At 40.3% G+C, this 26,030-nt stretch carries 23 protein-coding genes and 4 tRNA genes; 19 read left to right on the top strand and 8 right to left on the bottom strand.

Going from position 1 to position 26,030, the window contains the following annotated elements:
* Positions 1–239: 239 nt before the first annotated feature.
* Both hcp and hcr read left to right on the top strand, forming a co-directional pair.
* Entirely contained in the window at positions 240–1,892 is a 1,653-nt protein-coding gene (hcp, locus tag EDC44_RS06910; RefSeq protein ID WP_131976715.1) for a hydroxylamine reductase, read from the top strand.
* Between the two features lie 81 nt (positions 1,893–1,973).
* Positions 1,974–2,996: an NADH oxidoreductase gene (gene hcr, locus EDC44_RS06905; RefSeq protein ID WP_131976713.1), complete on the top strand. Its 1,023-nt coding sequence runs from the start codon at positions 1,974–1,976 to the stop codon at positions 2,994–2,996.
* Positions 2,997–3,005: 9 nt separating this feature from the next.
* On the opposite strand, the gene EDC44_RS06900 is transcribed toward hcr, so the two are convergent.
* A complete protein-coding gene (locus tag EDC44_RS06900; protein WP_131976711.1) occupies positions 3,006–3,638 on the bottom strand; it encodes a hypothetical protein in 633 nt (210 codons plus the stop codon).
* Positions 3,639–3,771: 133 nt separating this feature from the next.
* Positions 3,772–5,088: an anaerobic C4-dicarboxylate transporter gene (locus EDC44_RS06895; RefSeq protein ID WP_131976709.1), complete on the bottom strand. Its 1,317-nt coding sequence runs from the start codon at positions 5,086–5,088 to the stop codon at positions 3,772–3,774.
* Between the two features lie 363 nt (positions 5,089–5,451).
* Here EDC44_RS06895 and ybgC point away from each other — a divergent pair, with 363 nt between their 5' ends.
* From ybgC to EDC44_RS06845, 10 genes are all read left to right on the top strand, one after another.
* Positions 5,452–5,838, top strand: a complete 387-nt coding sequence (ybgC, locus tag EDC44_RS06890) for a tol-pal system-associated acyl-CoA thioesterase (protein WP_131976739.1) — start codon at positions 5,452–5,454, stop codon at positions 5,836–5,838.
* A gap of 35 nt (positions 5,839–5,873) precedes the next feature.
* On the top strand, positions 5,874–6,557 hold the full coding sequence (gene tolQ, locus EDC44_RS06885) for a protein TolQ (RefSeq protein ID WP_131976707.1): 684 nt from the start codon (positions 5,874–5,876) through the stop codon (positions 6,555–6,557).
* 75 nt (positions 6,558–6,632) lie between these two features.
* A complete protein-coding gene (gene tolR, locus EDC44_RS06880) occupies positions 6,633–7,055 on the top strand; it encodes a colicin uptake protein TolR (RefSeq protein ID WP_131976705.1) in 423 nt (140 codons plus the stop codon).
* Between the two features lie 18 nt (positions 7,056–7,073).
* Positions 7,074–8,249 carry a cell envelope integrity protein TolA gene (tolA, locus tag EDC44_RS06875; RefSeq protein ID WP_131976703.1) on the top strand — a complete coding sequence of 392 codons (1,176 nt, stop codon included), beginning with the start codon at positions 7,074–7,076 and terminating at the stop codon, positions 8,247–8,249.
* A 40-nt stretch (positions 8,250–8,289) separates the two neighbouring features.
* Positions 8,290–9,585 (top strand): Tol-Pal system beta propeller repeat protein TolB, encoded by a 1,296-nt coding sequence (tolB, locus tag EDC44_RS06870; protein ID WP_131976701.1) that lies wholly within the window; start codon positions 8,290–8,292, stop codon positions 9,583–9,585.
* Positions 9,586–9,598: 13 nt separating this feature from the next.
* Complete coding sequence (gene pal, locus EDC44_RS06865) at positions 9,599–10,057, top strand: peptidoglycan-associated lipoprotein Pal (protein ID WP_131976699.1); 459 nt, start codon at positions 9,599–9,601, stop codon at positions 10,055–10,057.
* Between the two features lie 182 nt (positions 10,058–10,239).
* Positions 10,240–10,315 (top strand) — tRNA-Lys (locus EDC44_RS06860).
* Between the two features lie 28 nt (positions 10,316–10,343).
* A tRNA-Lys gene (locus EDC44_RS06855) sits at positions 10,344–10,419 on the top strand.
* A gap of 29 nt (positions 10,420–10,448) precedes the next feature.
* Positions 10,449–10,524, top strand: a tRNA-Lys gene (locus EDC44_RS06850).
* 29 nt (positions 10,525–10,553) lie between these two features.
* A tRNA-Lys gene (locus EDC44_RS06845) sits at positions 10,554–10,629 on the top strand.
* 48 nt (positions 10,630–10,677) lie between these two features.
* Here the strand turns inward: EDC44_RS06845 and ribA are convergent.
* A complete protein-coding gene (ribA, locus tag EDC44_RS06840) occupies positions 10,678–11,337 on the bottom strand; it encodes a GTP cyclohydrolase II (protein WP_131976697.1) in 660 nt (219 codons plus the stop codon).
* A gap of 63 nt (positions 11,338–11,400) precedes the next feature.
* Here ribA and EDC44_RS06835 point away from each other — a divergent pair, with 63 nt between their 5' ends.
* The 6 genes from EDC44_RS06835 (at position 11,401) to nagK (ending at position 17,748) form a co-directional block, all read left to right on the top strand.
* Positions 11,401–12,135 carry a phosphatase PAP2 family protein gene (locus EDC44_RS06835; protein WP_131976695.1) on the top strand — a complete coding sequence of 245 codons (735 nt, stop codon included), beginning with the start codon at positions 11,401–11,403 and terminating at the stop codon, positions 12,133–12,135.
* 18 nt (positions 12,136–12,153) lie between these two features.
* Positions 12,154–13,137 carry a LacI family DNA-binding transcriptional regulator gene (locus tag EDC44_RS06830; RefSeq protein ID WP_131976693.1) on the top strand — a complete coding sequence of 328 codons (984 nt, stop codon included), beginning with the start codon at positions 12,154–12,156 and terminating at the stop codon, positions 13,135–13,137.
* 132 nt (positions 13,138–13,269) lie between these two features.
* Positions 13,270–14,490 carry an MFS transporter gene (locus EDC44_RS06825; RefSeq protein WP_131976691.1) on the top strand — a complete coding sequence of 407 codons (1,221 nt, stop codon included), beginning with the start codon at positions 13,270–13,272 and terminating at the stop codon, positions 14,488–14,490.
* Between the two features lie 12 nt (positions 14,491–14,502).
* Positions 14,503–15,558, top strand: coding sequence for a sugar phosphate isomerase/epimerase family protein (locus EDC44_RS06820; protein WP_131976689.1), 1,056 nt, complete (start codon positions 14,503–14,505; stop codon positions 15,556–15,558).
* A 14-nt stretch (positions 15,559–15,572) separates the two neighbouring features.
* Positions 15,573–16,718, top strand: coding sequence for a Gfo/Idh/MocA family protein (locus tag EDC44_RS06815; protein ID WP_131976687.1), 1,146 nt, complete (start codon positions 15,573–15,575; stop codon positions 16,716–16,718).
* Positions 16,719–16,833: 115 nt separating this feature from the next.
* On the top strand, positions 16,834–17,748 hold the full coding sequence (gene nagK, locus EDC44_RS06810) for an N-acetylglucosamine kinase (RefSeq protein WP_131976737.1): 915 nt from the start codon (positions 16,834–16,836) through the stop codon (positions 17,746–17,748).
* Positions 17,749–17,796: 48 nt separating this feature from the next.
* Here the strand turns inward: nagK and EDC44_RS06805 are convergent, their stop codons facing one another.
* The 4 genes from EDC44_RS06805 to EDC44_RS06790 all read right to left on the bottom strand — a co-directional run bounded on the left by EDC44_RS06805 (position 17,797) and on the right by EDC44_RS06790 (position 22,927).
* On the bottom strand, positions 17,797–19,254 hold the full coding sequence (locus tag EDC44_RS06805) for a glycoside hydrolase family 32 protein (RefSeq protein ID WP_131976685.1): 1,458 nt from the start codon (positions 19,252–19,254) through the stop codon (positions 17,797–17,799).
* A 143-nt stretch (positions 19,255–19,397) separates the two neighbouring features.
* On the bottom strand, positions 19,398–20,321 hold the full coding sequence (locus tag EDC44_RS06800) for an aminoimidazole riboside kinase (protein ID WP_131976683.1): 924 nt from the start codon (positions 20,319–20,321) through the stop codon (positions 19,398–19,400).
* A 55-nt stretch (positions 20,322–20,376) separates the two neighbouring features.
* Positions 20,377–21,564 carry a tyrosine--tRNA ligase gene (tyrS, locus tag EDC44_RS06795; protein ID WP_131976681.1) on the bottom strand — a complete coding sequence of 396 codons (1,188 nt, stop codon included), beginning with the start codon at positions 21,562–21,564 and terminating at the stop codon, positions 20,377–20,379.
* 70 nt (positions 21,565–21,634) lie between these two features.
* Positions 21,635–22,927: a tetratricopeptide repeat protein gene (locus tag EDC44_RS06790; protein ID WP_131976679.1), complete on the bottom strand. Its 1,293-nt coding sequence runs from the start codon at positions 22,925–22,927 to the stop codon at positions 21,635–21,637.
* 166 nt (positions 22,928–23,093) lie between these two features.
* On the opposite strand from EDC44_RS06790, the gene manA reads away from it, so the two are divergent.
* On the top strand, positions 23,094–24,278 hold the full coding sequence (manA, locus tag EDC44_RS06785) for a mannose-6-phosphate isomerase, class I (protein WP_131976677.1): 1,185 nt from the start codon (positions 23,094–23,096) through the stop codon (positions 24,276–24,278).
* Between the two features lie 47 nt (positions 24,279–24,325).
* Here the strand turns inward: manA and yedE are convergent, their stop codons facing one another.
* Positions 24,326–25,387, bottom strand: coding sequence for a YedE family putative selenium transporter (gene yedE / locus EDC44_RS06780; protein ID WP_131976675.1), 1,062 nt, complete (start codon positions 25,385–25,387; stop codon positions 24,326–24,328).
* Between the last annotated feature and the right edge of the window lie 643 nt (positions 25,388–26,030).

Below are 26,030 nucleotides of genomic sequence, written 5' to 3'. Positions count from 1 at the left end.
AGGTATTATAACGGAAGTGATTGTTATTCTTAATAAATAACCATAAAATTTTTATGGATTTATAGTTTTGAGTTTTGCATTGATCTAGATCAAATAAAAGTCTTTTTATTATAAAAAGGCTTTTATTTTATGAATAAAATACCCTATTATTTTACTCGGTTTTAGTACTGGATTTTTTCTCTCAATCACATAAATTCAGTACAGTAATTTACTTTCAACTCTCTCAAAAGGAATTTATTATGTATTGCATTCAATGCGAACAAACCATGCACGCTCCTACGGGTAATGGTTGTAGCTATTCACAAGGTATGTGCGGTAAAACAGCTGAAACTTCAGACTTACAAGACCTTTTGGTAGCATCACTACAAAGCCTTTCTGCGTGGGCGTTATTGGCTCGTGATTATGCCATTATTGATCACGACATTGATTCTTTCGCCGCTCGTGCGTTTTTTTCAACACTCACTAATGTAAACTTCGATTCTGTTCGTATCATTGGCTATGCTCAAGAAGCTATAGCATACCGTGACAGCTTAATTCAACGTATTCGTGAAAAAAATCCAAGTGCAAATTTAGATCATCCGTTAGCACACATTCAATTAAATGGTTCAGATATTAATATATTAACCGAACAAGCCGCAGATTTCGCCCTAAACAAAGATAAAGCAGAAATCGGTGATGAAGCACATGGTTTGCGTATGCTTGCATTATACGGCTTAAAAGGTGCGGCAGCGTACATGGAACACGCTCACGTATTAGGTCAATACGATAACGAAGTGTATCGTAAATTCCACGAAATTATGGCATGGCTTGGTACAAATCCGAGCGATATCAACGAATTAGTTGAATGCTCAATGAAAATCGGTAAAACCAACTTTGAAGTGATGGCGTTATTGGACAAAGGTGAAACTGAGGCATACGGCAACCCTGTTCCGACAACGGTAAACGTAAAACCGGTTGCAGGTAAATGTATCTTAATTTCAGGTCATGATTTGAAAGACTTAAAAAATCTTTTGGAACAAACCGAAGGTACCGGCATCAACATTTACACACACGGTGAAATGTTACCGGCACACGGCTATCCTGAATTGAAAAAACATAAGCACTTAGTGGGTAACTATGGTTCAGGCTGGCAAAATCAACAAAAAGAATTTGCCCGTTTTCCTGGTCCAATCATTATGACATCCAACTGTTTAATCGACCCGAACGTGGGTGAATACGGTGATCGTATTTGGACACGCAGCATCGTTGGCTGGCCGGGCGTTAAACACTTAGATGATCACGATTTCACAGCCGTAATCGAACAAGCGAAAACCTTAGCCGGTTTCCCTTACGATGAAATCCCGCATAACATCACTGTAGGCTTTGGTCGTCAAACCTTGTTGGATTCATCTGATGCCGTGATCGATATGGTGGCTAAAGGTAAATTAAAACACGTATTTGTGGTAGGTGGTTGTGACGGTAGCCTTGAAGAACGTAGCTACTACACGGAATTTACTCAAAAAGCACCAAAAGACACCGTTGTGTTGACGTTAGGCTGCGGTAAATATCGTTTCAACAAATTAGATTTCGGTGATATCGACGGCTTCCCGCGTTTATTGGATGCCGGTCAATGTAACGACTCTTACTCCGCCATCATGTTAGCCGTTAATTTGGCGAACAAATTAGGTTGCGGCGTAAATGATTTGCCGTTAACCCTTGTACTTTCTTGGTTTGAACAAAAAGCTATCGTCGTATTGTTAACTTTGTTGGCATTAGGGGTGAAAGACATCTACACAGGCCCGACGGCACCGGCATTTTTAAATGACAACTTACTTGCTGTGTTAAACGAAAAATTCGGTTTACGCACAACAGGTAATGCGGCAAATGACTTAGCTGAAGCATTAGCGGCTTAATTTTCTTAAAAAGTGCGGTAAAAAATTTTCAAATTTTAACCGCACTTTCTCCTCTTTTGAATTCTATTTGGAACATACAAAATGGCAAATAATAATCCGATTTGTACACATGAAATGATGGTGCACAGTATTGTGCAAGAAACCAAAGATGTAGTGACCGTTAATTTAATTGCACATGATTTTTATCCTTATCAACCGGGTCAATATGCAATGTTAAGTATTAAAAATACTTACAATATTGCCCGTGCATATACGCTTTCATCCACACCGGGCATGAGTGAATTTGTTACGATAACCGTTCGCCATATCGAAAACGGCGTAGGCTCAACTTGGATCAACAAAGAATTAAAAGTCGGCGATATTGTTTGGCTTTCAGAACCGATGGGGGATTTCACTTGTTCGAAAATCCAAAGTGACAACTATTTATTAGTGGGAGCGGGCAGCGGTATTACACCAATTATCTCAATGGCTCGTCATTTATTGGCAAAATATCCTGATATGCCGTTAACTGTGATTTACAGTGTTCACTCACCGAAAGATATTATCTTTAAAAATGAATGGGAACGGTTACGTGTTCAACATCCACAATTAAAATTAATCATCAATGCATCCGTTAACGCATTAGACGGCTTTATTGCAGGACGTATCAGCGAAGGGATGTTACGCCATTTCGTACCGGATTTAGCAGACAAAACCGTTTTAGTGTGCGGTCCTGAAAGCTATATCGAAACCTTAAAAGAAATCGCTGATAACGCGGGTGTACCGCAAGATAAATTCTTTGTGGAGCAATTCTTTGGTACGGCAGTGGCATCTGAAATCGATCCGGATAAAAAAGCAACATTATCAATCCGCGGAGCATCAATACAAGAATTTGAAGTACCGGTGGGTATGACGTTATTAGCCGCGTTGGAAGAAAACAAACAGCCGATCGTCGCAGCGTGTCGTAGTGGTATTTGCGGAACTTGTAAAACAATCGTATTGGATAAAAGCGGTTTAGAAGTGAAAAACAATGGTTCGTTAACAGAAGACGAAATTGCAGCAGGTTATGTATTGGCATGTAGCTGCCGTATACGTGATAACGTAGAAGTAGTTGCTGAAGCCTAAACACATTGTCTAACAAAAAAGCGGTATTTTTACCGCTTTTTTGTATCTATTTTTTATTTCACCATGTTTCTGTTCCGTCGGCATTGGCGGATCGGCATTTTCTTGTTCTAAAGGGGCTACTTCCGGTGTTTCAGTAATTGGCTTAATATTTTGTTTTTCTGTTGATTTACCGGTGAGCTTATCTTTTTCGACAATATATTTGCTGTTCGGTGAAAGCCAAATATCCACAATCGCATTGTTTATATCGCCTAAAAATTCTTTATTCAGTACCGTATCGTTATAAATAAAATAACCGCGGTCCGGTAATGCAACATAATGTAACACATCGTTAGGGCGTAAATCGGGCAATATAGATTGCAAATCTTTAACGACCTGATCGGAATTAATATCTTTATAGGTTTTATTATCGATTTCTTTCATCAAAGTAATGGCAAAATTTTTACCTTCTACCGGTTTTTCATATTGCAAGGTCAACATTAATGGGCGTTGATTTGCTTCATAATGACCGGTTTCGGTGGAAAGCGTTACATTATAAATATGAAAAGGCCCCCAGTTATATTCCACTTTGCCGACCGGTAACCAATCGGCAAAAACATAACTGGGTAGCAATGCTAACGCAATAAAAAAATGTTTTAATTTCATAGTTTATCTCTAAAAGAGTTGAGATGATTTGGTTTATTATAGCAATAAATTAGTGAAGAGAAAGGAGTTATTTTGTGAATAAAAAAGAGCTGATTTATCATAAATCAACTCTTCAAATATTCTACGCCTGTTATTATAGCAAGACTTGTGCAAACACCCAACCGAATGCTAAACAGAACGCCATGCTGAGTAAGCCCGGAATCATAAAGCTGTGGTTGAAAATGTATTTACCGATACGCGTTGTCCCTGTTGAGTCAAAGTCGATTGATGCAATGATAGGACCGTAGTTCGGAATAAAGAAGTAACCGTTTACTGCAACAAAGGTCGCAATAATAATCGGTGCCGGAATACCGATTGCAATCGCCACAGGGAATAGTGTCGCCACAGTTGCTCCCTGGCTGTTTACTAATACGGAAAGAATAAACAACGCAAGTGCGAATGCCAGTGGAATCGTTTCGACCACAGTTTTAATTTCGGTTTGTAATTCACTGATGTGTGCGTGGATTAAGGTATCACCTAACCATGCAATACCGAATACGGCGATAACCGCACGCATACCTGCATGGAATACGGAACCTTGAGTAATTTCGGTACCGTCCGGTTTGCAGATCATAATAATTAATGCCGCTGCAGATAACATCACGATTTCAATCGTATGTGCCATACCCATCGCTTTACCGTCAAATGCCGGGCGGAAGCTTGGCATCGCACCTAATAATACCACGATGAATGCGGCTGCTAAGAAAATACCGACTGAGATTTTTGCTGTTTTTGAAATTTCAGAATTATCTTCAACAGAAGTCGCTTTTAATGCTTCAGCATAGTGAGGGTCTTGTAAACGTTGTAAATAAATCGGATCATCTTTTAACTCTTTACCCATTTTATTAACGAATATACAAGCCAACGCAATACCTAATACCGTTGCCGGCATAGTCACGCTTAGCACGTTACCAAGCGTAATACCTTGTGGTTCCAGATAGTTTACCGTTGCAACCACTGCAGCTGCAATTGGACTGGCAACAATAGCAAATTGCGATGCAATTACCGCCATAGATAGAGGTCGTTCAGGACGTACGCCGCTATTACGGCTTACTTCTGCAATTACCGGTAATACGGAATAAGCGACATGCCCTGTCCCCGCTAACACGGTGAAAGTCCAAGTTACAGCCGGAGCCATAAAGGTCACGTATTTTGGATTTTTACGTAAAATGCGGGTTGCGATTTTAATCATATAATCCAAACCGCCGGCAGCCTGCATTGCCGCTGCGGCGGAAACTACGGCCATAATCATCAACATTACATCAATTGGTGGACTGGTTGGTTGTAAATTAAAGATAAATGCTAAGATTGCTAGACCGACGCCGCCCATAACCCCTAAACCGATACCGCCTAAACGGGCACCGATCAGAATACAGACTAACACGATAGCAAATTGAATAAAAAATAACATAATTTGCCCCTTATAATTTGGCTAAAAAAATCGATAGTTTTCAGTAATAACGGAAAACTGGAAAATCGAAGCAAATATAGCATATTTGATAAAAATTGCTATTAAATAATAATTAAATATGATTTATATCAAAGAATTATTACAAGATGTTGAAAAGTTTCCATTATTTATAAATAATAAAGAAAGATTAAATGACGGGTACGGATTATAAAGTGCGGTAAAAATTTAAAAAATATTTTAATATTGACCGCACTTTGTTCTTGCTTATCTTACATTCTGCTATACAATACGCAAAAATTCCGTCTGTAACTGTTTTTTATACATAAGGATTACCCATTGACTACTGAAAATCGAAACTTTTCTATGAATGTGCGTGTCTATTATGAAGACACTGATGCCGGTGGAGTGGTGTATCATGCTCGTTATTTACACTTTTTTGAGCGGGCAAGAACAGAATATTTACGGACACTGGCTTTTTCACAACAAAATTTATTAGCGGAAAAGCATATTGCATTTGTTGTGCGGAATATGACGATTGATTATCGTCTGCCGGCGCGCTTGGACGATTGGTTAACCATTAAAACAGAAGTGGAAAATTTTACAGCGGCAACCATCAATTTTAAACAAACGTTAAAGAAAGAAGATTCAATTCTATGCACCGCAACGGTCAAAATTGCCTGTGTAGATTTAAGTAAGATGAAACCGGTGGCGATCCCTGATGAAGTGAAAGCCGCATTTTTAACCGTGTAACAACATAATAATAGACAATTCTACGGAGTCATTTAATGTCTAGTGAGTTTAACTTTTTTGAATTATTTATGAACGCCAGTATTGTCGTTCAAATAGTCATTATGATTTTGATTCTTTTCTCGGTCATTTCTTGGGCGATTATTATTCAACGTAGCCGAGTGTTAGGTCGAGCATTGAAAAATTCGGCAGTATTTGAAGACCGTTTCTGGTCCGGCGAAGATTTGAATAAATTATACGAAGGTTTAGAAAACCGTCGTGACGGATTGTCCGGCAGCGAACAAATTTTCTATGTGGGCTTTAAAGAATTTAATCGCTTAAAACAATCCAATCCGGAACCGGAATCCATTATTCAAGGTAGTTCCCGTGCAATGAATTTGGCGATGAACCGTGAAGTGGAAGATCTGGAAACTAACGTACCGTTTTTGGCAACGGTGGCATCCATCAGTCCGTATATCGGATTATTCGGTACAGTGTGGGGAATTATGCATGCCTTTATGGCATTAAGTGGTGCAAAACAAGCAACCTTACAAATGGTCGCACCGGGTATTGCGGAAGCTTTGATTGCAACGGCAATTGGTTTGTTCGCAGCAATTCCTGCGGTAATGGCTTATAACCGTTTAAGCGGACGCGTAACGAAATTAGAACAGAATTATGGTAACTTCATTGATGAGTTCACCACAATTTTACACCGTCAAGTATTCGGTCAAAAACAACATTAATATTGACCGCACTTTTTGTTGTCCAGAGTGAAAAGTGCGGTGGTTTTTAGAAAAGATTTTTTAAGAGAAAATAATATGTCTTATCGTCGTAAACGTCGTGAGATCAAGTCCGAAATTAATATTGTCCCGTTTTTGGACGTATTATTAGTATTGGTGCTTATTTTTATGGCAACCGCACCGATTATTAGTCAAAGTGTACAAGTGGAATTACCGGATGCAGTGGACAGCCAATCCGTTTCTAATGAAGACAAAGTGCCGGTGATCTTAGAAGTATCCGGTATCGGGCAATATGCGATTTCTATTGCCGGAGACCGTTCCGAAGGTTTAACGGAAGAGCAGGTGACCGAAATGTCCAAAGCGGAATTTGATAAAGATAACAACACCTTATTTTTAGTAGGTGGGGCAAAGGACGTGCCTTATGAAGAAGTCATCAAAGCGTTGAATTTACTTCATTTAGCCGGGATTAAATCAGTTGGATTAATGACCAATCCAATTTAAACTCAATAGGATTTTATTGTGCAGACAAATAAACAAGATAAACCTATAAGTGCGGTGCTGATTTCGCTTATTTTGCATATTATTTTGTTCGGTTTGCTGATTTTAGGTTCCATGTATCACTCTATGGAAATAATGGGTGGCGGCGAAGGTGACGGCGATGTAATCGGTGCAGTGATGGTAGATACTGGATCAGCGGCTCAAGAATGGGGGCGATTACAACAGCAGAAAAAAGGCAGTGCTGAAAAGCCGAAAGTTCAACCTGAACCGGCGGTGGAAGAAAAGCCTGTTGAAGTAGAAGATAATCAGGCACAAATTGCGGAACAGCAACGTCGGCAAGAAATCGAAAAACAAAAGCAAATTGAACGCCAAAAACAGCTTGAACAGCAAAAACAACAGCAAGCGGAAAAGCAAAAACAAGAACAAGCCAGACAAGAAGCGTTAAAACAGCAAAAAATTGCGGAAGAAGCAAAAGCCAAGCGTGAAGCAGAAGCGGCAAAGCTCAAAGCCGATGCCGAAGCCAAACGTTTAGAAGCCGCAGCGAAGAAAGCGGAAGAGGAGGCGAAAGCAAAACAGGCCGCAGCTGCAGAAGCTAAAAAAGCCGCGGAAGAAAAACGCAAAGCGGAGCAAGCAGCCAAAGAACAAGCCGCAAAAGAAGCTAAGGAAAGAGCTATCAAAGAACAAGCCGCTAAAGAAGCGAAAGCAAAAGCGGACGCCGAAGCTAAAGCAAAGGCAGATGCTAAGGCGAAAGCAAAAGCAGATGCGATCGCAGCAGCGAAACGCAAAGCGGATCAACAAGCACTGGATAATTTCTTAGACGGCGGTCAAATGGGCGGTGGTAGTGCTTTGAAAGGCGGCAATGCTAATCGTCAAGGTTCAACCGGAACAGGTGCCGGATTAGGTATGGGGGATGGCGGCAAAACCGGCGATAGATACGGCAGCGTAATTTATCGCAGTGTTAAACCGCACTTTAAAACGGATCCTAGTTTTGCCGGCAAAGTTTGTGATATTAAAATTGAATTGGCTCAAGACGGTACAATTTTAAGTTATCGCAAAATTTCTGGTCCGGAAGATTTATGTGCAGCAGCAATGCGTGCCGTTGCGGCAACGAAAAAAATGCGTGAACCTCCACCAGCAAATGTGTATAGTACATATCGTAGCTTTACTTTAGGTTTTGACCCGAGAAAACTACGTTAATTTAGGAAAGGATTCATTCAATAGAATAGGTGATTAATCAATGAAATTAATTTCTCGTATGACTGTATTTCTTGCGTTAGTGGGAATGTTAATAAGTTCAATCGCAACTGCAGAAGTGCGTATCGTGATTGACGAAGGGGTGGATAGTGCCCGTCCTATCGCGGTTGTACCGTTTAAATGGAACGGTCCGGGTTCGGCACCGGCAAATATCGGTGAAATTGTAGCCGCCGATTTACGTAACAGTGGTAAATTTAATCCGATTGACGTGAGTAAAATGCCACAACAACCGAGCTCAGCCGGTGAAGTTGATTCAGCTGCGTGGTCTGCATTAGGTATTGATGCCGTAGTGGTCGGTCAAATAACGCCTTCAAGCGGCGGTTTTAATATTGCGTATCAATTAGTTGATACTATCGGAGCAACAGGACAGCCTGGTGGCGTGTTAGCACAAAACAGTTATTTAGTATCACAAAACCAAATCCGTTATGGTGCACATACCGTAAGTGATGAAGTATTTGAAAAATTAACTGGCATTCGAGGTGCATTTAGAACTAGAATTGCCTATATTGTACAAAAAAATAACGGTAGTAATGAAGTGCGTGTGGCAGACTATGATGGCTTCAATCAGTTTATTGTAGCACGTAATTCACAACCAATGATGTCTCCGGCTTGGTCCGCAGACGGTAAAAAATTAGCGTACGTATCATTCGAAAATAAAAAAGCACAAGTTGTATTACACGATTTAGCTTCCGGTTCCCGCAAAGTTGTGGCGAATTATAATGGGCACAACGGCGCACCGGCATTTTCTCCGGATGGTACACGTTTGGCTTTTGCCTCATCAAAAGATGGTAAGCTAAACATTTATGTAATGAATCTTGGTAGTGGACAGGTTACTCAGTTGACTCATAGTGAAGGAAATAATACCGAACCGAGTTGGTCTCCTGATAGTAACTCAATTTTGTTCACATCAGATAGAGGCGGCTCTCCGTCTGTTTATAAAATGGGTGCATTCGGTGGCAGTGCATCTTTAATCAGTGGTGGCGGTCGTACTTATAGTGGGCAAATATCTGCAGACGGCAGTACACTGGTAACAATTTCAGGTGATCATATTGTGAAAACCGATTTAGTCTCAGGAAGCACAGAAGTTTTAAGTTCAACGTTCCTTGATGAAAGCCCGAGTATTTCACCGAATGGCATCATGATTATTTACAGCTCTACACAAGGCGTAGGAAAGGTGTTACAATTAGTATCCGCGGATGGACGCTTTAAAGCACGGTTACCCGGCAACGATGGGCAAGTAAAATTCCCGGCCTGGTCACCATATCTAACCAAAAACTAAGGAAACTTAACAAATGAACAAATTTACTAAAGTTTTACTGGCTGCAGCACCGGTATTATTAGCAGCATGTTCTTCATCTTCTAATGATGCAAACGGTAATGCAAACGCAAATGCAACTTTCGGTGGTTATTCTGTTGAAGATTTACAACAACGTTATAACACTGTGTACTTCGGTTTTGACCGTTATGACATTGAAAGTGAATATCAATCAATCTTAGATGCTCATGCAGCATACTTAACTGCAACTCCGGCTTCTAAAGTAGTCATCGAAGGTAACACTGACGAACGCGGTACTCCGGAGTACAACATTGCATTAGGTCAACGTCGTGCAGATGCAGTACAAAACTACTTAGCATCTAAAGGTGTTCAAGGCCAAACTTCAACTGTTTCTTACGGTGAAGAAAAACCAGCTGTGTTAGGTCACACAGAAGCTGATTATGCTAAAAACCGTCGTGCGGTGTTAGCATACTAATTAGCAAAGTATCTATCCGAACAGAAAAAGCCGAATAATTGTTATTCGGCTTTTCTTTTGGCATAAATAAGCCGTATATTGACGGCTATTTATCCAAATAAACAAAAAAAATAAAATAGTTGTTGATTATTCCCTGAAAATCCGTATTATAGCACTCCGTTACGAAGCAGTAATATGTCAGTGGGTCGTTAGCTCAGTCGGTAGAGCAGCGGACTTTTAATCCGTTGGTCGAAGGTTCGAATCCTTCACGACCCACCACTAAAATTTATTTATAACAAAACCTTTTGGGTCGTTAGCTCAGTCGGTAGAGCAGCGGACTTTTAATCCGTTGGTCGAAGGTTCGAATCCTTCACGACCCACCACTTAAAATTTATTTATAGCAAATCCTTTTGGGTCGTTAGCTCAGTCGGTAGAGCAGCGGACTTTTAATCCGTTGGTCGAAGGTTCGAATCCTTCACGACCCACCACTTGAAATTTATTTATAACAAATCCTTTTGGGTCGTTAGCTCAGTCGGTAGAGCAGCGGACTCTTAATCCGTCGGTCGAGAGTTCGAGCCTCTCACGACCCACCAAAAATAAACCTTGCATTGTAGCAAGGTTCTTTATATTTGATATGTCGGTTACTTTTCTTTCTGTGGCACTTCTTCCTGACAATACGGACAAGATAATAAATACTGTTCAGCGTTATGGATGATAAAATGCCCCATTTTTTTGGCTTTTGTATCAAGGTAATCGGTATTGTAACGATTTTCGCCTACATTGAGCGGCACACGTTTCACCACGTTAATGCCGGCTTGTTTCATCGTATCAATCTTGGCAGGATTATTTGTCATTAAACAAACTTCTTTTACGCCTAATAACTCAAAAATATCGGCACATACAGCAAAGTTACGTTCATCCGCAGAAAAACCTAATGCCAAATTAGCTTCAATTGTATCCATTCCTTGATCTTGCAAGGCATAAGCACGGATTTTGTTAATTAGACCAATACCACGGCCTTCTTCACGATGATAAATTAAAACACCTTTACCCGCTTCGCTGATTTGACGTAGAGCAGTATTAAGCTGAAAACCGCAATCGCATTTTAAACTGTGTAAGGCATCACCAGTTAAACATTCCGAATGGATACGAGCCAGGATAGGTTCATCACTGTCCGCTACATTCCCCATAACCAACGCAACGTGTTCTTTTTTAGTATCAGGAAACTCAAAGCCGACAATTTTAAACACACCGAACTCTGTCGGTAAATTGGCTTCAGCAACCCGTTGAATTTTTGACATATTATTCCTTCTTATTTTGCAATAAATAATGTTAGAATCACTTTTCTATTATCTCTCAATTAAATGATTAAGCCTATGATAAAACGCCTTTCATTATATACTTTGTTGCTCTGTCTTGTCCCTTTTTTTGTATGGATTTTTGCTTGGCAATGGAATGGTGATATTATTTTAACCGCTTTTGATCAAAACCTGTATTGGCTTACTGAAACCGGCAGTATGCCTTATGCAGTAATAACATCCACCATATTGGGCTTTGCTTTAATGTGGCTTTCGGGCGATAAAAAATATTATAAATTAATTTTTTTCACCGCACTTTTTGCCATACTTGGCACACAAGCGATCAAATCCGGCTTAAAAGCTGTGTTTGCCGAACCACGTCCTTATGTCATGGAAATTATGACACAGCATAATTTATTTGATGAACAGTTTTATGCGGTTCCCCGTGCAGAGCGGGAAAAAATTGTTAGTGAGTTTTATCGTAATAAATCTGTTACACCCCATTGGCTAAAAACACATCGTGAAAATGAAACAGGCTATTCGTTTCCTTCCGGTCACAGTATTTTTGCTGCTACTTGGTTAATGCTCTTTGTAGGCTTTGCTTATTTATTTAAGGGGCAAAGGCGCCAAGTTATGCCGGTAGCGGTTGTTTTTATGGCATGTTGGGCTGTGTTGATGTTAATCAGCCGATTGCGTTTAGGAATGCATTATCCGGTAGATTTATTGGTTTCAACATTAATTGCATGGTTATTAAATATTGGAATTTTTTGTTGGATTAGTAAGAAATTTGATTTTATTTAAAATAATGTTGGAGTAAAAATGTCGGTTCAACAAATAGCAAAATTAGCAGGAGTTTCTGTCGCAACAGTATCTCGTGTATTGAATAATTTACCTAGTGTCAAACCAGCTAATAGAGATAAAGTTCTCTCTGTGATCGAATCATTGAACTACCAGCCAAATTTGTTAGCAAGACAGTTGAGAACAGCTCGAAGCGGAATGTTATTAGTAATGGTATCAAATATAGCGAATCCCTTTTGTGCAGCTATCGTAAAAGGAATTGAAAAAGAAGCAGAAAAGAATAATTATCGCATTTTGTTGTGTAACTCCGAATCAGATCTGAATCGTTCTCGTTCATCATTAGCTCTACTCTCGGGACATATGGTAGATGGTGTGATTACAATGGACGCTATTTCAAAATTACCGGAATTAAAGACTATCATAGGTGATTACCCTTGGGTTCAATGTGCCGAGTTCGATCCTGATTCACTAGTAGCTTCGGTAGGGATTGATGATATTTCTGCTGCAAAATTTGTGGTTGATCAATTTGTTAAAAGCGGCAAACATAGAATAGCAATGGTTAATCATGATTTAAATTATCAATATGCCCGTTATCGCGAACAAGGCTATCGGGAGCAGCTTGCTTATTATCAGCTGAATTATGGCAAAGTATATTATGCCGAAAATTTAGATTATATTTCCGGCAGATTTGCGGCTCGGCAGATATTGGCATCATCGGAACTGCCGGATGCTGTTTTTGCTGTTTCTGATGTGTTGGCTGCGGGCATTATCAGTATGTTGACAGAACAAAATATTGCTATTCCGCAAGATATTGCCGTAATTGGTTTTGATGGCATGGATATCAGCCAAATCACCGTTCCCGCGCTAAGTACGATTGCACAGCCTTGCGATGAAATCGGTAGCAAATCGGTTCAATTGTTATTAGAACAAATTGAAAATGCATCTGCTTTTAATGCACAGCATCATTTATTAGATTGGACATTCATCCAACGACGATCTAGTTAATTTTTGTGATCTTGCTCACAATTTCAATAAAATTCTATTTATTCTTAAAAGTAATCGATTACAATTATTCTTACCTTAAAAGTAATCGATTACTTTTAGTTGGTAACTCAGATAAATCACTTGGAGGCTAAAATGACTCAAGCTAAAAAATCAGGTTTTATTGTTTCTCGATTATCTCTAATGATGTTCATTGAATTTTTCATTTGGGGATCTTGGTCTGTAACATTAGGTGTGGTAATGACCCGGCATAATCTGGCATCATTAATCGGTGATGCTTTTTCCGCTTCACCCATTGCATCCATTATTTCACCCTTTATTTTAGGAATGATAGTAGATAGATTCTTTGCATCGCAGTGGGTATTGGCATTCCTGCACTTAGTAGGGGCTGTGATCCTTTGGTTTATTCCGGATTTTATTGTTGCCGGAAATGGTACCGCACTTATCACATTATTATTTATTTATACGCTTTGTTATATGCCGACTGTCGCCCTGACAAATAATATTGCGTTCCATAATTTGGAAAACAGTGAAAAATCATTCCCGCTTATACGCGTATTCGGTACTATCGGTTGGATTGTAGCAGGGCTATTCATTGGTCAGGCAGATTTATCGGATAGTGTGAGTATTTTTTATGTTGCTTCGATTAGTTCTGTGGTGTTAGGTGTGTATAGTTTAACACTACCAAATACACCGGCACCGGCAAAAGGCCAACCGTTTGCGATGCGTGATTTGATGTGTGCTGATGCGTTTGCTCTGTTAAAAATCAAACATTTCTTGGTATTTGCCGTATGTGCCACATTAATTTCTATTCCACTTGGTACCTACTATGCCTATACCGCACCGTTCCTATCATCAATCGGTTTTGAGAAAATCAGCAGCCTGATGTCTATGGGGCAAATGTCAGAAATCATTTTTATGTTGTTAATTCCTTTTTTCTTTAAACGCTTGGGTGTGAAATATATGCTGTTTATCGGTATGGCGGCTTGGTTCTTACGTTACGCCCTATTTGCGCTAGGTGTTGGTGAAGAAACCCGTTGGTTAATTTATTTCGGCATCTTATTGCACGGTATTTGTTACGATTTCTTTTTTGTGGTCGGCTTTATTTATACCGATAAAATTGCCGGTGAAAAAGTGAAAGCTCAAGCACAAAGTATGGTAGTACTATTCACTTACGGTATTGGTATGTTGTTAGGTTCGCAAATTTCCGGTGCACTATTCAATAATATGTTTGCCGACGGTAATACGGCAGAATTAGCTCAATGGGTTTCTTTCTGGTGGATTCCGGCAATATTTGCGGCAATTATTGCAGTGATATTTTTTGTCTCATTTAAATATAAAGATGAAAGCAAATAGGAGATTGATATAATGAAAACGATTAAAGGCCCGGGGATTTTTATTTCTCAGTTTATTGATAAACAAGCGCCCTTCAATAGTTTGGAAGGAATAGCTCGGTGGGCCGCATCATTAGGGTTTAAAGCGTTGCAGATTCCTTGCAATCATCCACATATTTTTAATCTTGAATTAGCGGCTAAAAGTCAAACCTACTGTGATGAAATAACGGGGATTTTGGCACAGTACGGATTAGAAATCAGTGAACTGTCTACTCATTTAGAAGGGCAGTTAGTTGCGGTTAATTCAGCCTATAATGTAGCATTTGACGGTTTTGCACCGGAAGCAGTCAGAAATAATTATCAAGCCAGAACACAATGGGCGGTTGATACGCTCAAAAAAGCGGCTGTGGCATCTAAGAATTTGGGATTAAATGCACATGCGACTTTTTCAGGTTCATTAGCTTGGCCCTATTTTTACCCATGGCCACCGCGTAAAGAAAGTTTGGTTAATTTGGCTTTTAATGAACTTAAAAAACGTTGGCTGCCGATTCTGAATTGTTTTGACGAAAATGATGTCGATGTGTGCTATGAACTGCATCCTGGTGAAGATTTACACGATGGAATAACCTTTGAGCATTTTTTAGAGTCAGTGAATAACCATCAGCGTTGTAATATCTTATATGATCCGAGCCATATGTTATTGCAACATATGGATTATGTCGGATTTATCGATATTTACCACGAACGTATCAAAGCATTTCACGTTAAAGATGCTGAATTTAATATATCGGCCAAAAGCGGTGTATATGGCGGGTATCAAAACTGGATTGACAGAGCCGGGCGTTTCCGTTCTCTCGGTGACGGACAGATTGATTTCTCCCGCATTTTCAGTTTATTAACGCAATACCATTATACAGGTTGGGCGGTATTAGAATGGGAATGCTGTTTGAAAGACGGTAATACCGGGGCGAAAGAAGGTGCCGAATTTATTCAACGCCATATCATACCGATATCATCAAAAGCCTTTGATAATTTCGCCGATACAGGTGATGATTTAAATCAAGCGATAGATTTATTAGGTATCAAATAATATAGGAGAAAATAATGAGAATTAAAGCAGGTATTATCGGTACGGGTTTTATCGGTGCTGCACATCTTGAAGCAATCCGCCGTTTAGGTTTTGTTGAAGTTGTTGCCATTGCCGAAAATAATCAGGATTTGGCCGATAAAAAAGCCAAAGAATTTAATATCCCTTTAGCTTACGGCAGTATTGACGATTTTTTAGCAAATCCGGATATTCAAGTCGTGCATAACTGTACGCCGAATCATATTCATGCAGAGATTAATAAAAAAATTATCAATGCGGGCAAACATGTTTTTTCAGAAAAACCATTATGTTTGACTCCGCAAGAAGCGGATGAATTAGTGTCGCTTGCTGAACAAAAAGGTATTGTTCACGGTGTCGGGTTTGTTTATCGTCATTTTGCCATGGTACAGCAGGCAAGAGCGATGTGTAAGAAAGATGAACTTGGCAAGGTTTTTGCCGTTCACGGACATTATTTGCAGGATTGGTTATTATTTGATACAGACTACAACTGGCGTATTGAACCGGAAATCGGCGGCATATCCCGCACGGTGGCAGATATTGGTTCGCATTGGTGTGATACCGTTCAATTCGTCACAGGGAAACGAATCGCATCAGTATTTGCTGATTTCAGCATTGTACATCCGGTACGTAAGGTCAGTAAAAATCAGGAAACTTTCAGTGTTGCTAAGCAAGATCAGGCTTTTGAAGAAAAACCGGTTGTGACGGAAGATTATGCCAATATTTTATTACGGTTTGAAGACGGTACAAAAGGCTCTTTTGTAGTATCGCAAGTGAGTGCCGGTCATAAAAATGATTTGAAACTCAATGTAGACGGCAGTAAAAAATCACTGTCTTGGAAACAAGAAAATCCTCAATATTTAAAAATCGGTTATCGCGAACAAGCAAATCAAATTATTTCAGATGATCCGAGTTTAGCGGATAAAGATATTGCATTAAGCATTCATTTTCCGGGCGGTCATATTGAAGGATGGCCGGATGCGTTCAAAAATATGTTGTTAAAATATTACAGCTTTATTCGTGATAATAAAAAAATCGGTGTTGATCACGCTGACTTTGCCACTTTCAATGAAGGTGCACGCATTGTACATATCGTTGATGCTATTGTACGGAGCAGCAAAGAACAACGTTGGGTAACTATCTGATATATTTAAAATATTAACTAAAGGGCAAGAATTTTCTTGCTCTTTGTTTTAGGACAAGACAAAATACAAAAGTGCGGTTAAAATAATAAAAATTTTAATCAATAAGGGGATGATGATGTTTTATGGATTTGATATCGGCGGCACAAAAATTGAATTAGCGGTGTTTAATGAAAAATTGGAAAAGCAATATTCCGAACGGGTAAATACCCCGAAAGACAGCTATGAAAACTGGCTGAATACCATTGTTGATTTAGTGCGACGAGCTGATGAAAAATTCGGTTGCAAAGGTACCGTAGGTTTGGGTGTTCCGGGATTTGTCAATAAGGAAACCGGTATTGCCGAAATTACGAATATCCGTGTAGCGGATAACAAGCCGATTTTAAAGGATTTATCCGCACGTTTGGAGCGCGAAATTCGAGCGGAGAACGACGCTAACTGTTTTGCTTTATCGGAAGCATGGGATGAAGAAAATCAGCAATACCCTTTTGTTTTAGGGCTTATTCTTGGTACCGGTTTTGGTGGCGGTTTAGTGTTTAACGGCAAGGTTCATTCCGGACAAACCGGCATGGCGGGTGAAGTAGGGCATATGCAGTTAAATTATCATGCCTTGAAATTATTAGGTTGGGACAAAGCGCCAATTTATGAATGCGGTTGTGGTAATCGAGCTTGTTTGGATACTTATCTTTCCGGTCGTGGCTTTGAAATGTTATATCGTGATTTACAAGGCGAAGCGTTATCAGCTCGTGAAATTATCGAACGCTTTTACAAGCAAGACGAAAGAGCGGTAAAATTTGTCGAACTTTTTGTGGAACTTTGTGCAATTTCATTGGGCAATATCGTTACTGTATTAGATCCGAATTTAATAGTATTAGGCGGCGGCTTGTCGAATTTCGATTATCTCTACGATGCCCTGCCAAAAGTCCTACCTAAACATTTAATGCGTACAGCTAAAGTACCGATGATTAAAAAAGCGATACATGGTGATTCGGGTGGTGTGCGTGGTGCGGCAGCGTTGTTTTTAACGAGGTAATTTTAAAGAAAAAGTGCGGTAAATTCTACCGCACTTTGTGTTTCCGGATTACAAATAATCAATCGCTTTAGGATATCCCACTTCCAATTTCAAAGTGCGGTCGGTTTTGAGAATATTTTCTCGATCAGCAATAAAGAATCTTGATGTCATTGCTTTTTCGCCGTTGTTTAGGAAAATTTCGGCTACGGAACCGTCCAAAAAGATTTCTACTTGTTGTAAATTGTCAATTTCGCAATAACGCTGAGTACCGAATTTTTCCATTAATTCGGTTTGTTCGCTTAATGTTCGATCTAAACAAAGCATACCGTTTTCATAGGAAAGCGTGAGTGTTTGATCTTTTGCATTGCGGAATAATTCCAGTTTGAACGGGTGGTTTTCAGCGTTAAATGTCACATAAGCGCGGTCTAAATCTTTAATTTCAGCCTGATGTTCCACGGTGATGCTCTCAAGTGCGGTGAGATTTTGATAAATTTCTGTGATTGGCTGTTGATATAAACGATCACCTTGTAAACGAATAGCGCGGGGCATTGTGAGCATTGAATGCCATTTATATTGATCCGTCGGATAACTGAGATCCGGCAAACCGATCCAGCCGAACATAATGGTTTGCTGTTGGTTGCTTAAGCCGGCAAAGGTTTGTGGGGCATAGAAATCAAAGCCTTGATCCAATTCGGCAATTTGTGTGCTGTTCAAGGTTAAACCGTCTAATTCACCGACTGCATAAGTGGCGTGATAGTTGTTTTGGAATTGATGAGCTTCGCGGGATTTGCCTTGTGGCGACCACACAAACACATCTTTATCGCCCAGTTTGAACAGATCCGGACATTCCCACATAAATACGTGATCATTCGGGAAATTTGGCAAGGTCAATTCTCCTAATAAACGCGGGGTGTCATCGAGATTGTCCATTTCAAATAAAATTGCCGTGCCGGTAAGATTTTCCCGCTGTGCACCGCATACAAAACGAATTTTGCCCTCAAAAGTGTAGAATGGTTTGGGATCACGCACGTGTTCGGTGTAGCCTTTAGGAGCCTGTTCAATCAGCGGACGTTTGCTGACTAAAGTGCCGTCTTTGCGGAAAATCGCTAGATTTTGAAACGGTACACGTTGATTGTCGGAGAGACGACGGGTATTGCCGGTGTAAAAAACTGCAAAATGCTCCTCATTTACAGGCAGTGCACCGCCGGAATAACAGCCGTGGGATTCAAATAATTCGCACGGAATTAAATTATCCGCAGTTTGGAATTGTTGGAAATCACGAGTAATGAAATGTTTCCAGTGCTTCATTCCGTGCAGAGCATCAAAGGGAAACCATTGATAAAAAAGATGATATTTTTCGCCGTCAAAAATTAGTCCGTTAGGATCGTTTAATAAGCCGGTTGGCGGAGCAAGGTGATAAACGGGACGGAAATCTTTGTCGGATTCCACCGTACTTTTCACTCCTGCCAATTCGCCCGGTTCTGCGGCGAGAATGCTTTTGTATTTACCGTTGTTGAAAATGATCATTTGAAATCTCTTTTTATCTTAATTGTGGGACAAATTTCATAAGCCGTGGGTTCACCATAGGTTAAGCATTGTTCTATAATTAGGGCTACAAAGTAGCCCGAGTATGCTTAACCTATGGAGAAGCTATAGGTTAAAATCGTAAATTAATTTTCAAGGTATTGTTCTAATTGATCTTTATTCGGCAATGCCGCCATTGCACCTTTTGCGGTAGTGGCAAGTGCACCGCAGGCATTGGCTTGGCGGATAATTTGTATTAAGGTGTCAGTTTCCCGCCAGTCGGTATTTTGCGATAAACCGGTCAATAAACCGCCTACAAAGGCATCGCCCGCACCGGTGGTATCAACGGGTTGTACTGGTTTACCGACAATCAGATCTTTTTTACCGTTTAGGTGATACAATGCTCCGTCTTTCCCCATTGTGATAATAATTAGTTTATTGGGATAAAGTGCGGTGATTTTTTCAAAGGCTTTTTCAAGGGTATCTGTATCCGTTAATAGAGTTAATTCTTCTTCAGAGAATTTTAATACATCGGCAAGCGCAACCGCTTGATTGACTATTGTTTTCATTTCATCGAAACTTGTCCACAAACTTTCCCGCAAATTCGGATCGAAAGAGAAATAACCGCCAACCGCTTTGATACGTCGGATCGCTTCAAAGGTGGCTTCACGGGAAGGATTGTTGATTAAGGCAATAGAGCAGCAGTGCAGCCATTCGCCTTGCTGAAAGTCCGGCAAGTCGGAAACTTGCAAAAATTGATCCGCACTTGGGTTAACCATAAAGGTAAAACTGCGTTCCCCGTTAGTTAAGCCTACAATTACGGTGGATGTGCGTTGCTTCGGATCTAAAATCATAAAATCCGTATTCACGTTTTCTGCTTGTAAGGTTTCCTGCATAAATTGGCCTAGCGGATCCAAACCCACACGCCCGATAAAAGCACTTGAACTGCCTAAACGTGCTACGCCCACCGCCACGTTTGCCGGAGCACCGCCTGCACAACGTAAATAATGATTATCACCGTCCGGAATTAAATCCACTACCGCATCGCCGGTTACCCAAATTTTGCTCATATTTTCCCCCTAATACAACAAAAAGGGCGTATGAAATACGCCCCGATCTTATCAATTATTTCACAGTGACTCTGGCAAATTTACGTTTTCCCACTTGATAAACCGCGGTACCTTTAGCTGCATTGCCTTTCACATCATCGGTTTTTTCACCGTCGATTTTTACGCCGCCTTGTTGTGCCATACGAATCGCTTCGGAAGTAGAGACAACTAAACCGGCTTCTTTTAATAATTGTGCCAAGCCGATTTCGCCCTCAAAGGTAAATTCCGGCATTTCATCAGGCATTGCACCCTTTTGGAAGCGGTTGATAAATTCTTGTTCAGCTGCATTGGCATCCGCTTTGCTGTGGAAACGGGTGATAATTTCTTTGGCCAACAAAATTTTCACATCACGGGGGTTTTTGCCGTTTGCTACATCGGTTTTAAGTTGTGTGATTTCGCTTAATGAACGGAATGACAATAAATTATACCAATCCCACATTAAGTCATCGGAAATGGACATAATTTTACCGAACATTTCGTTTGGCGCATCAGTAACACCGATATAGTTGCCCAGGGATTTAGACATTTTTTTCTCGCCGTCTAAACCTACTAATAACGGCAATGTAATCGCCACTTGCGGTTTTTGACCGGCAGATTTTTGTAATTCGCGGCCTACTAATAAATTGAATTTCTGGTCTGTACCGCCTAATTCTACATCGGCTTCCAATGCCACAGAGTCGTGACCTTGCAATAACGGATAAATAAATTCGTGAATGGCAATAGGTTGTTGATTACTAAAACGGTTTTTGAAATCATCACGTTCAAGCATACGGGCGACAGTGTAGTTGCTGGCTAAACGGATCATCCCTTCCGTCCCTAATTTACCCAACCATTCAGAGTTGAATACAATGCGGGTTTTTTGCGGATCTAAAATTTTGAAAATTTGTTGTTTATAGGTTTCCGCATTACGCAATACATCTTCACGGCTTAATGGAGGACGGGTGGTATTTTTACCGGACGGATCGCCCACCATACCAGTGAAGTCACCGATTAAGAAAATCACTTCGTGACCAAATTGTTGGAATTGACGTAATTTGTTTAATACAACAGTATGTCCTAAATGGATATCCGGTGCGGTTGGGTCTGCCCCTAATTTCACTTTTAACGGACGATTTTCTTTTAATTTTTCGATTAAATCTGCTTCGGAAAGCACTTCATCTACACCGCGTTTGAGTTCCGCGAGAACAACATTAATGTCAGTCATTGATTTTCCTAATGTTATTAAATGAAATAAATGTCTCTATTATAAAGGTTATTATTTGAATGAAAAGCGATTATTCCGCTTTTGTTACGGTCAATCTGGTTTTGCCTTCATCAAGCCCGCGGGCATAACGTCGCGGTAAATTTGCCGTCACCGTACCGGAGGCACTGACTTTATCCCGATAACTGCAAACAAGGCGTTCTTCAGGATAATAATTTAACGATAGATCTTCGTTAAGCAGTGGTACTATCCGGGTATATAATTTCCACTCAATATCTGTACCCGGTGCCAATTCGGTTTGTGCATTAAAAGTCACAGTGGCTTCATCGCAACCGATATGGGTAATTTTATAATTAAAGAAACGATCATCCATCGGGTGTGCGTTCATAAAACCGAATAAACGGTCGCTGGCATACAGACTTTGACAGGCATAACGCCAAATATAATCCCGTAAGAAATATTGATCGGCAAAGCGTTTATCTAATTTTACCGTATTTGCCATATAGGTTTCGATTTGTTCTCGCATATTCGGAATCGCTCCGCCTATAGCGCCCCATAGACCAGCCAGCATTAATTCTGTATGAGATCCTGAATCGCGAATAGTATGGAATAATTTACCGCTTTCCATCCATTCTTTCACTGCTTTGGCTTCCCGTTGTGAGATCACCGAGTCTGCATCACGGAAAATCACAAAATGTGCCTGCGGATCGTCTAATGCCAGGAAACGCCACATGGTTGCCGGGATTTTTTTCGTTTCTTCATCGACTAAAATCACTTCAGCCCCATTTTCACGCAAGCGTTGCACGGATTGTTCGTTGACGGTTTCATCCACGTAAAAACGTAGTATCCAGCCGGGATACACATCTCTTGCCACTTGCGTATTCATCACTGAAGGTTCTATATAAGCAGATTTTGAACCAAATAGTGAGAAGGCAATAATATTTTTACCTTGTGTGCGGACATCAGTCGGCAGCGGCGGAAGTGTCGGATTGTTCTTTAACATTTTTTTGTGACGCAATTTTAAGGCTTCTAATCCCGCTTTACCGGAATTTTCCCAATCGGACATTGAACCGTAAGCATGAGCCATTGCATCATACGCGTTAATATTAGCAGGATCACGGGCTAACGCCTTGTTAGCCAATTTAATACATTCTTCCCAGCGTTCTAAATGAATGCAGATGGTTGATGCATCACTGAGCGGATCAGCTCTGGCAGGGATCAGTTTATGTATTTTAAGTAGGGCATCTAAGGCTTTTTCATATTCACCGACGGCAAAGTGTTGACGGAATGCGTTGCTTAGCACGTCTAATTCTAAATTAATATTTTTTGCCGATTTTTTGCTCTGTTTTGCAGGTTTCTTCGCCATGTTGCTTCTCAATAAAATAAAGTTGACTAATTATTGCAAAGATCGATTAAATGTCAATGCCGGCAACGGTGAGATGTTATGTGACAAATGATAAAATTGCTTTGGAAAGATATGCGTATTACGGTATGATCCCATTATTGCAATAATCAGAGAGAGAAGCAGCAAAATGACACATCTTTATAAATTGAAAGGCACATTACAGCATTATATTTGGGGTGGTGCGGATTATATTCCGAGTTTGTTACATATTGAAAAATCAAACGATTATTATGCGGAATTATGGCTGGGAGCGCATAGTTCATCGCCGTCGTTGCTTGAAACAGCACAAGGCGATATATCTTTGGTTGAATTTTTACAACAAAATCCGACCGCACTTGGTTCGCAATCCCGTCAAATTTTTGGTGATGAATTGCCGTATTTACTGAAAATTCTGGATGTCAAAAAGCCTTTATCCATTCAATTGCATCCGACCAAAAAACAAGCGGAAATCGGCTTTGCCGCAGAAAATGCCGCAGGGATTGCATTAACGGATCCAAAGCGGACATATAAAGATAATAACCATAAACCGGAAATGATGATTGCTTTATCCGATTTTTGGTTGTTACATGGTTTTAAGAACAAAAGTAAAATTATTGATACGCTGAAAACCCGCCCGTCTTTGACCGCACTTGCGGATAAATTGAACAATCAAGATTTACATTCGTTTTATGCCGATATTATGCAGGCGGAGCAATCTCAATTGGCACAATGGTTATTGCCTATTATTGAACAAAATCAAGGCAAGGATTTACCGTTAGATAATCCGGATTATTGGGTGTGTTACGCGATGGAAGCCATGGATATCCGCAAAGAAAAATTGGATGCGGGTTTGCTGTGTTTCTATTTATTCAATATTGTGCACACCAAAGCTGGCGAAGGCATTTTCCAGGATGCGGGCATTCCGCACGCGTATTTACGCGGGCAGAACATTGAGCTGATGGCCTGTTCCGATAACGTGATTCGCGGAGGGCTTACTCCAAAACATGTGGATATTGCCGAATTACTGAAAGTAGTGGATTGCACGGAGATCGCACCACAAATTATTGCCCCCGCACCGCAGGCAAAATATACTTATCCTACACCGGCAAAAGATTTTGCTTTAGAAAATGTGGGTTATGCTGTCGGTCAATTACACCAAAGTGCGGCTAAAAATGCGGAAATTTTATTCGTAATGCAAGGTTGTGTGAAAATTTTCGATAAACAGACCGCACTTGAGCTAAAACAAGGTGAAAGTGCGTTTATCTGTGCCGATACGCAGTATCAAATTGAAGGTGTTGAAGGCGGATATTTGGTAGTAGCAAAATTGCCGTAAACGTATTCAAACAGAAATAAGGCGTACCTAATGATACGCCTTATTTGTTATGTTGTGCTTTTATTGGTAAAACCGATATAAAGACAGAATATAAAACCCAGTGCCAAAGCATAAGGCGTGAAGCCTGTAATGCCGGCACCGGAAGCGGCAAGTGAGAAATTATGTGCGGCAGCCGCACCGAGTAACATACCTAAAACGAACAGTGCAGAATCGTTATCACCTTCGCCGATATGTACTAATTGTTTACCCGGGCAACCGCCACCAAGGGAAAAACATAAGCCGCATAACGCCATACCTAAGAAGTTCCATATGTATTGATTGTGGGCAATAGGTTGGTTTTCAAAACCTACATGGAATTGGCCTAAGGCGGTATTAGTGATTGCCGCAAAGACAATCAAAGCAATCACTCCGTTTAATAAATGGGCATCGCGGAATAAAATAAAATTACGAAATGCGCCGATGGTGCAGAAACGGGATTTTTGCATTAGCACACCGAGTAATAAACCACTGCCTAAAGATAACCATACATTAGCATGTTGTGCACCAGGTCCTTTTTCTGAGAAGAAAATAGCACCGTTTTCACCGGTTTTAAATTGGGTAATTAAAAAGACGAATAATAATGCGGTAAACAACAGTGCCACCATACCTGATGATGTACTTTGCACTTCGGCTTTACCTAAAGAAAAGCCGCGTTTGGCAAAGAAAATACCGCCAACCACTCCGGCGAATAAACCGATAATACCGGCGACTGCGGTGAGATCTCCGCCACCTAAACGCAAATAAGCCCGCCACGGACAACCGAGGAAAGTCAAGGCACCGATCATCGCAAAAAAGCCGAGTACAAGTCGGGTGATAGGTGCCGAACCGCCGCGGGCTCGAAATTCTTTGGCGAAAAAGGCACTGGCTAGTGCACCGAATATCAAGCCGATGAGTTCAGGACGGATATATTGTAACGGAGCAGCTCGATGTACGCCTAAAGCACCTGCTGTGTCGCGTAGGAAGCAGGCCGCACAGAAGCCCATATTACCGGGATTGCCATTATAGGTTAGCAGAGGAGCAATGATACCAAGTGCAGCACCTGCAACCACAGGCCAAGTTAATATTTTCATAATTAGACCCTTGTGATATCAGAAGTAAAGATGTTTTAAATTGTAATGCTTTGAAAATAAGCGGGTTGATTATAAGAGAAAATTACAAATAAATATGTGACTGAAGTCAAATATTTGAAAATTTTATAAAAAACGACCGCACTTTATACATATAAGCTAAGGTGTAAATAAATTTTGCCAAAGCCCTATGAAATTCTGTACACTGGGCGTATTATTTTTTATTAATGTTTATAGCGGATATTTTTCGATGAATAGGAGTAATAATGCGGTTTTCTATTGAATGTATCGATCGTGTAGGGGTAGTGCGAGAAGTATTGGATTTTCTCGCACATGAGCGGGTGAGTGTGCTCGGCATTGAAGTACAAAAAAAAGAAGGCGATGCCGGAGTCATTTATTTGAAAGTCGATGCGATGGATGAAGCCCGTCGTAGTTATTTTATTCAACAATTTTTGCAAGTGCCGGATATCAGCAAGGTGGAAATTGTTGAATATTTGCCGAATGAGCGAAATAAAATTGAATTGAGTGCTTTGTTTGAATCATTGCCAAGTCCCGTGTTATCCGTGGATTTAGATGGAAAAATTGATTTCGCCAATGCACAAGCGAATAAATTATTGTTACCGATTTTTAATTTGGAACAAAGTAA

The organism is Cricetibacter osteomyelitidis (assembly GCF_004340985.1).
In the GTDB taxonomy this organism is placed as follows: Bacteria; Pseudomonadota; Gammaproteobacteria; order Enterobacterales; family Pasteurellaceae; genus Cricetibacter; species Cricetibacter osteomyelitidis.
This window is presented reverse-complemented; position numbering and strand designations above follow the sequence as displayed.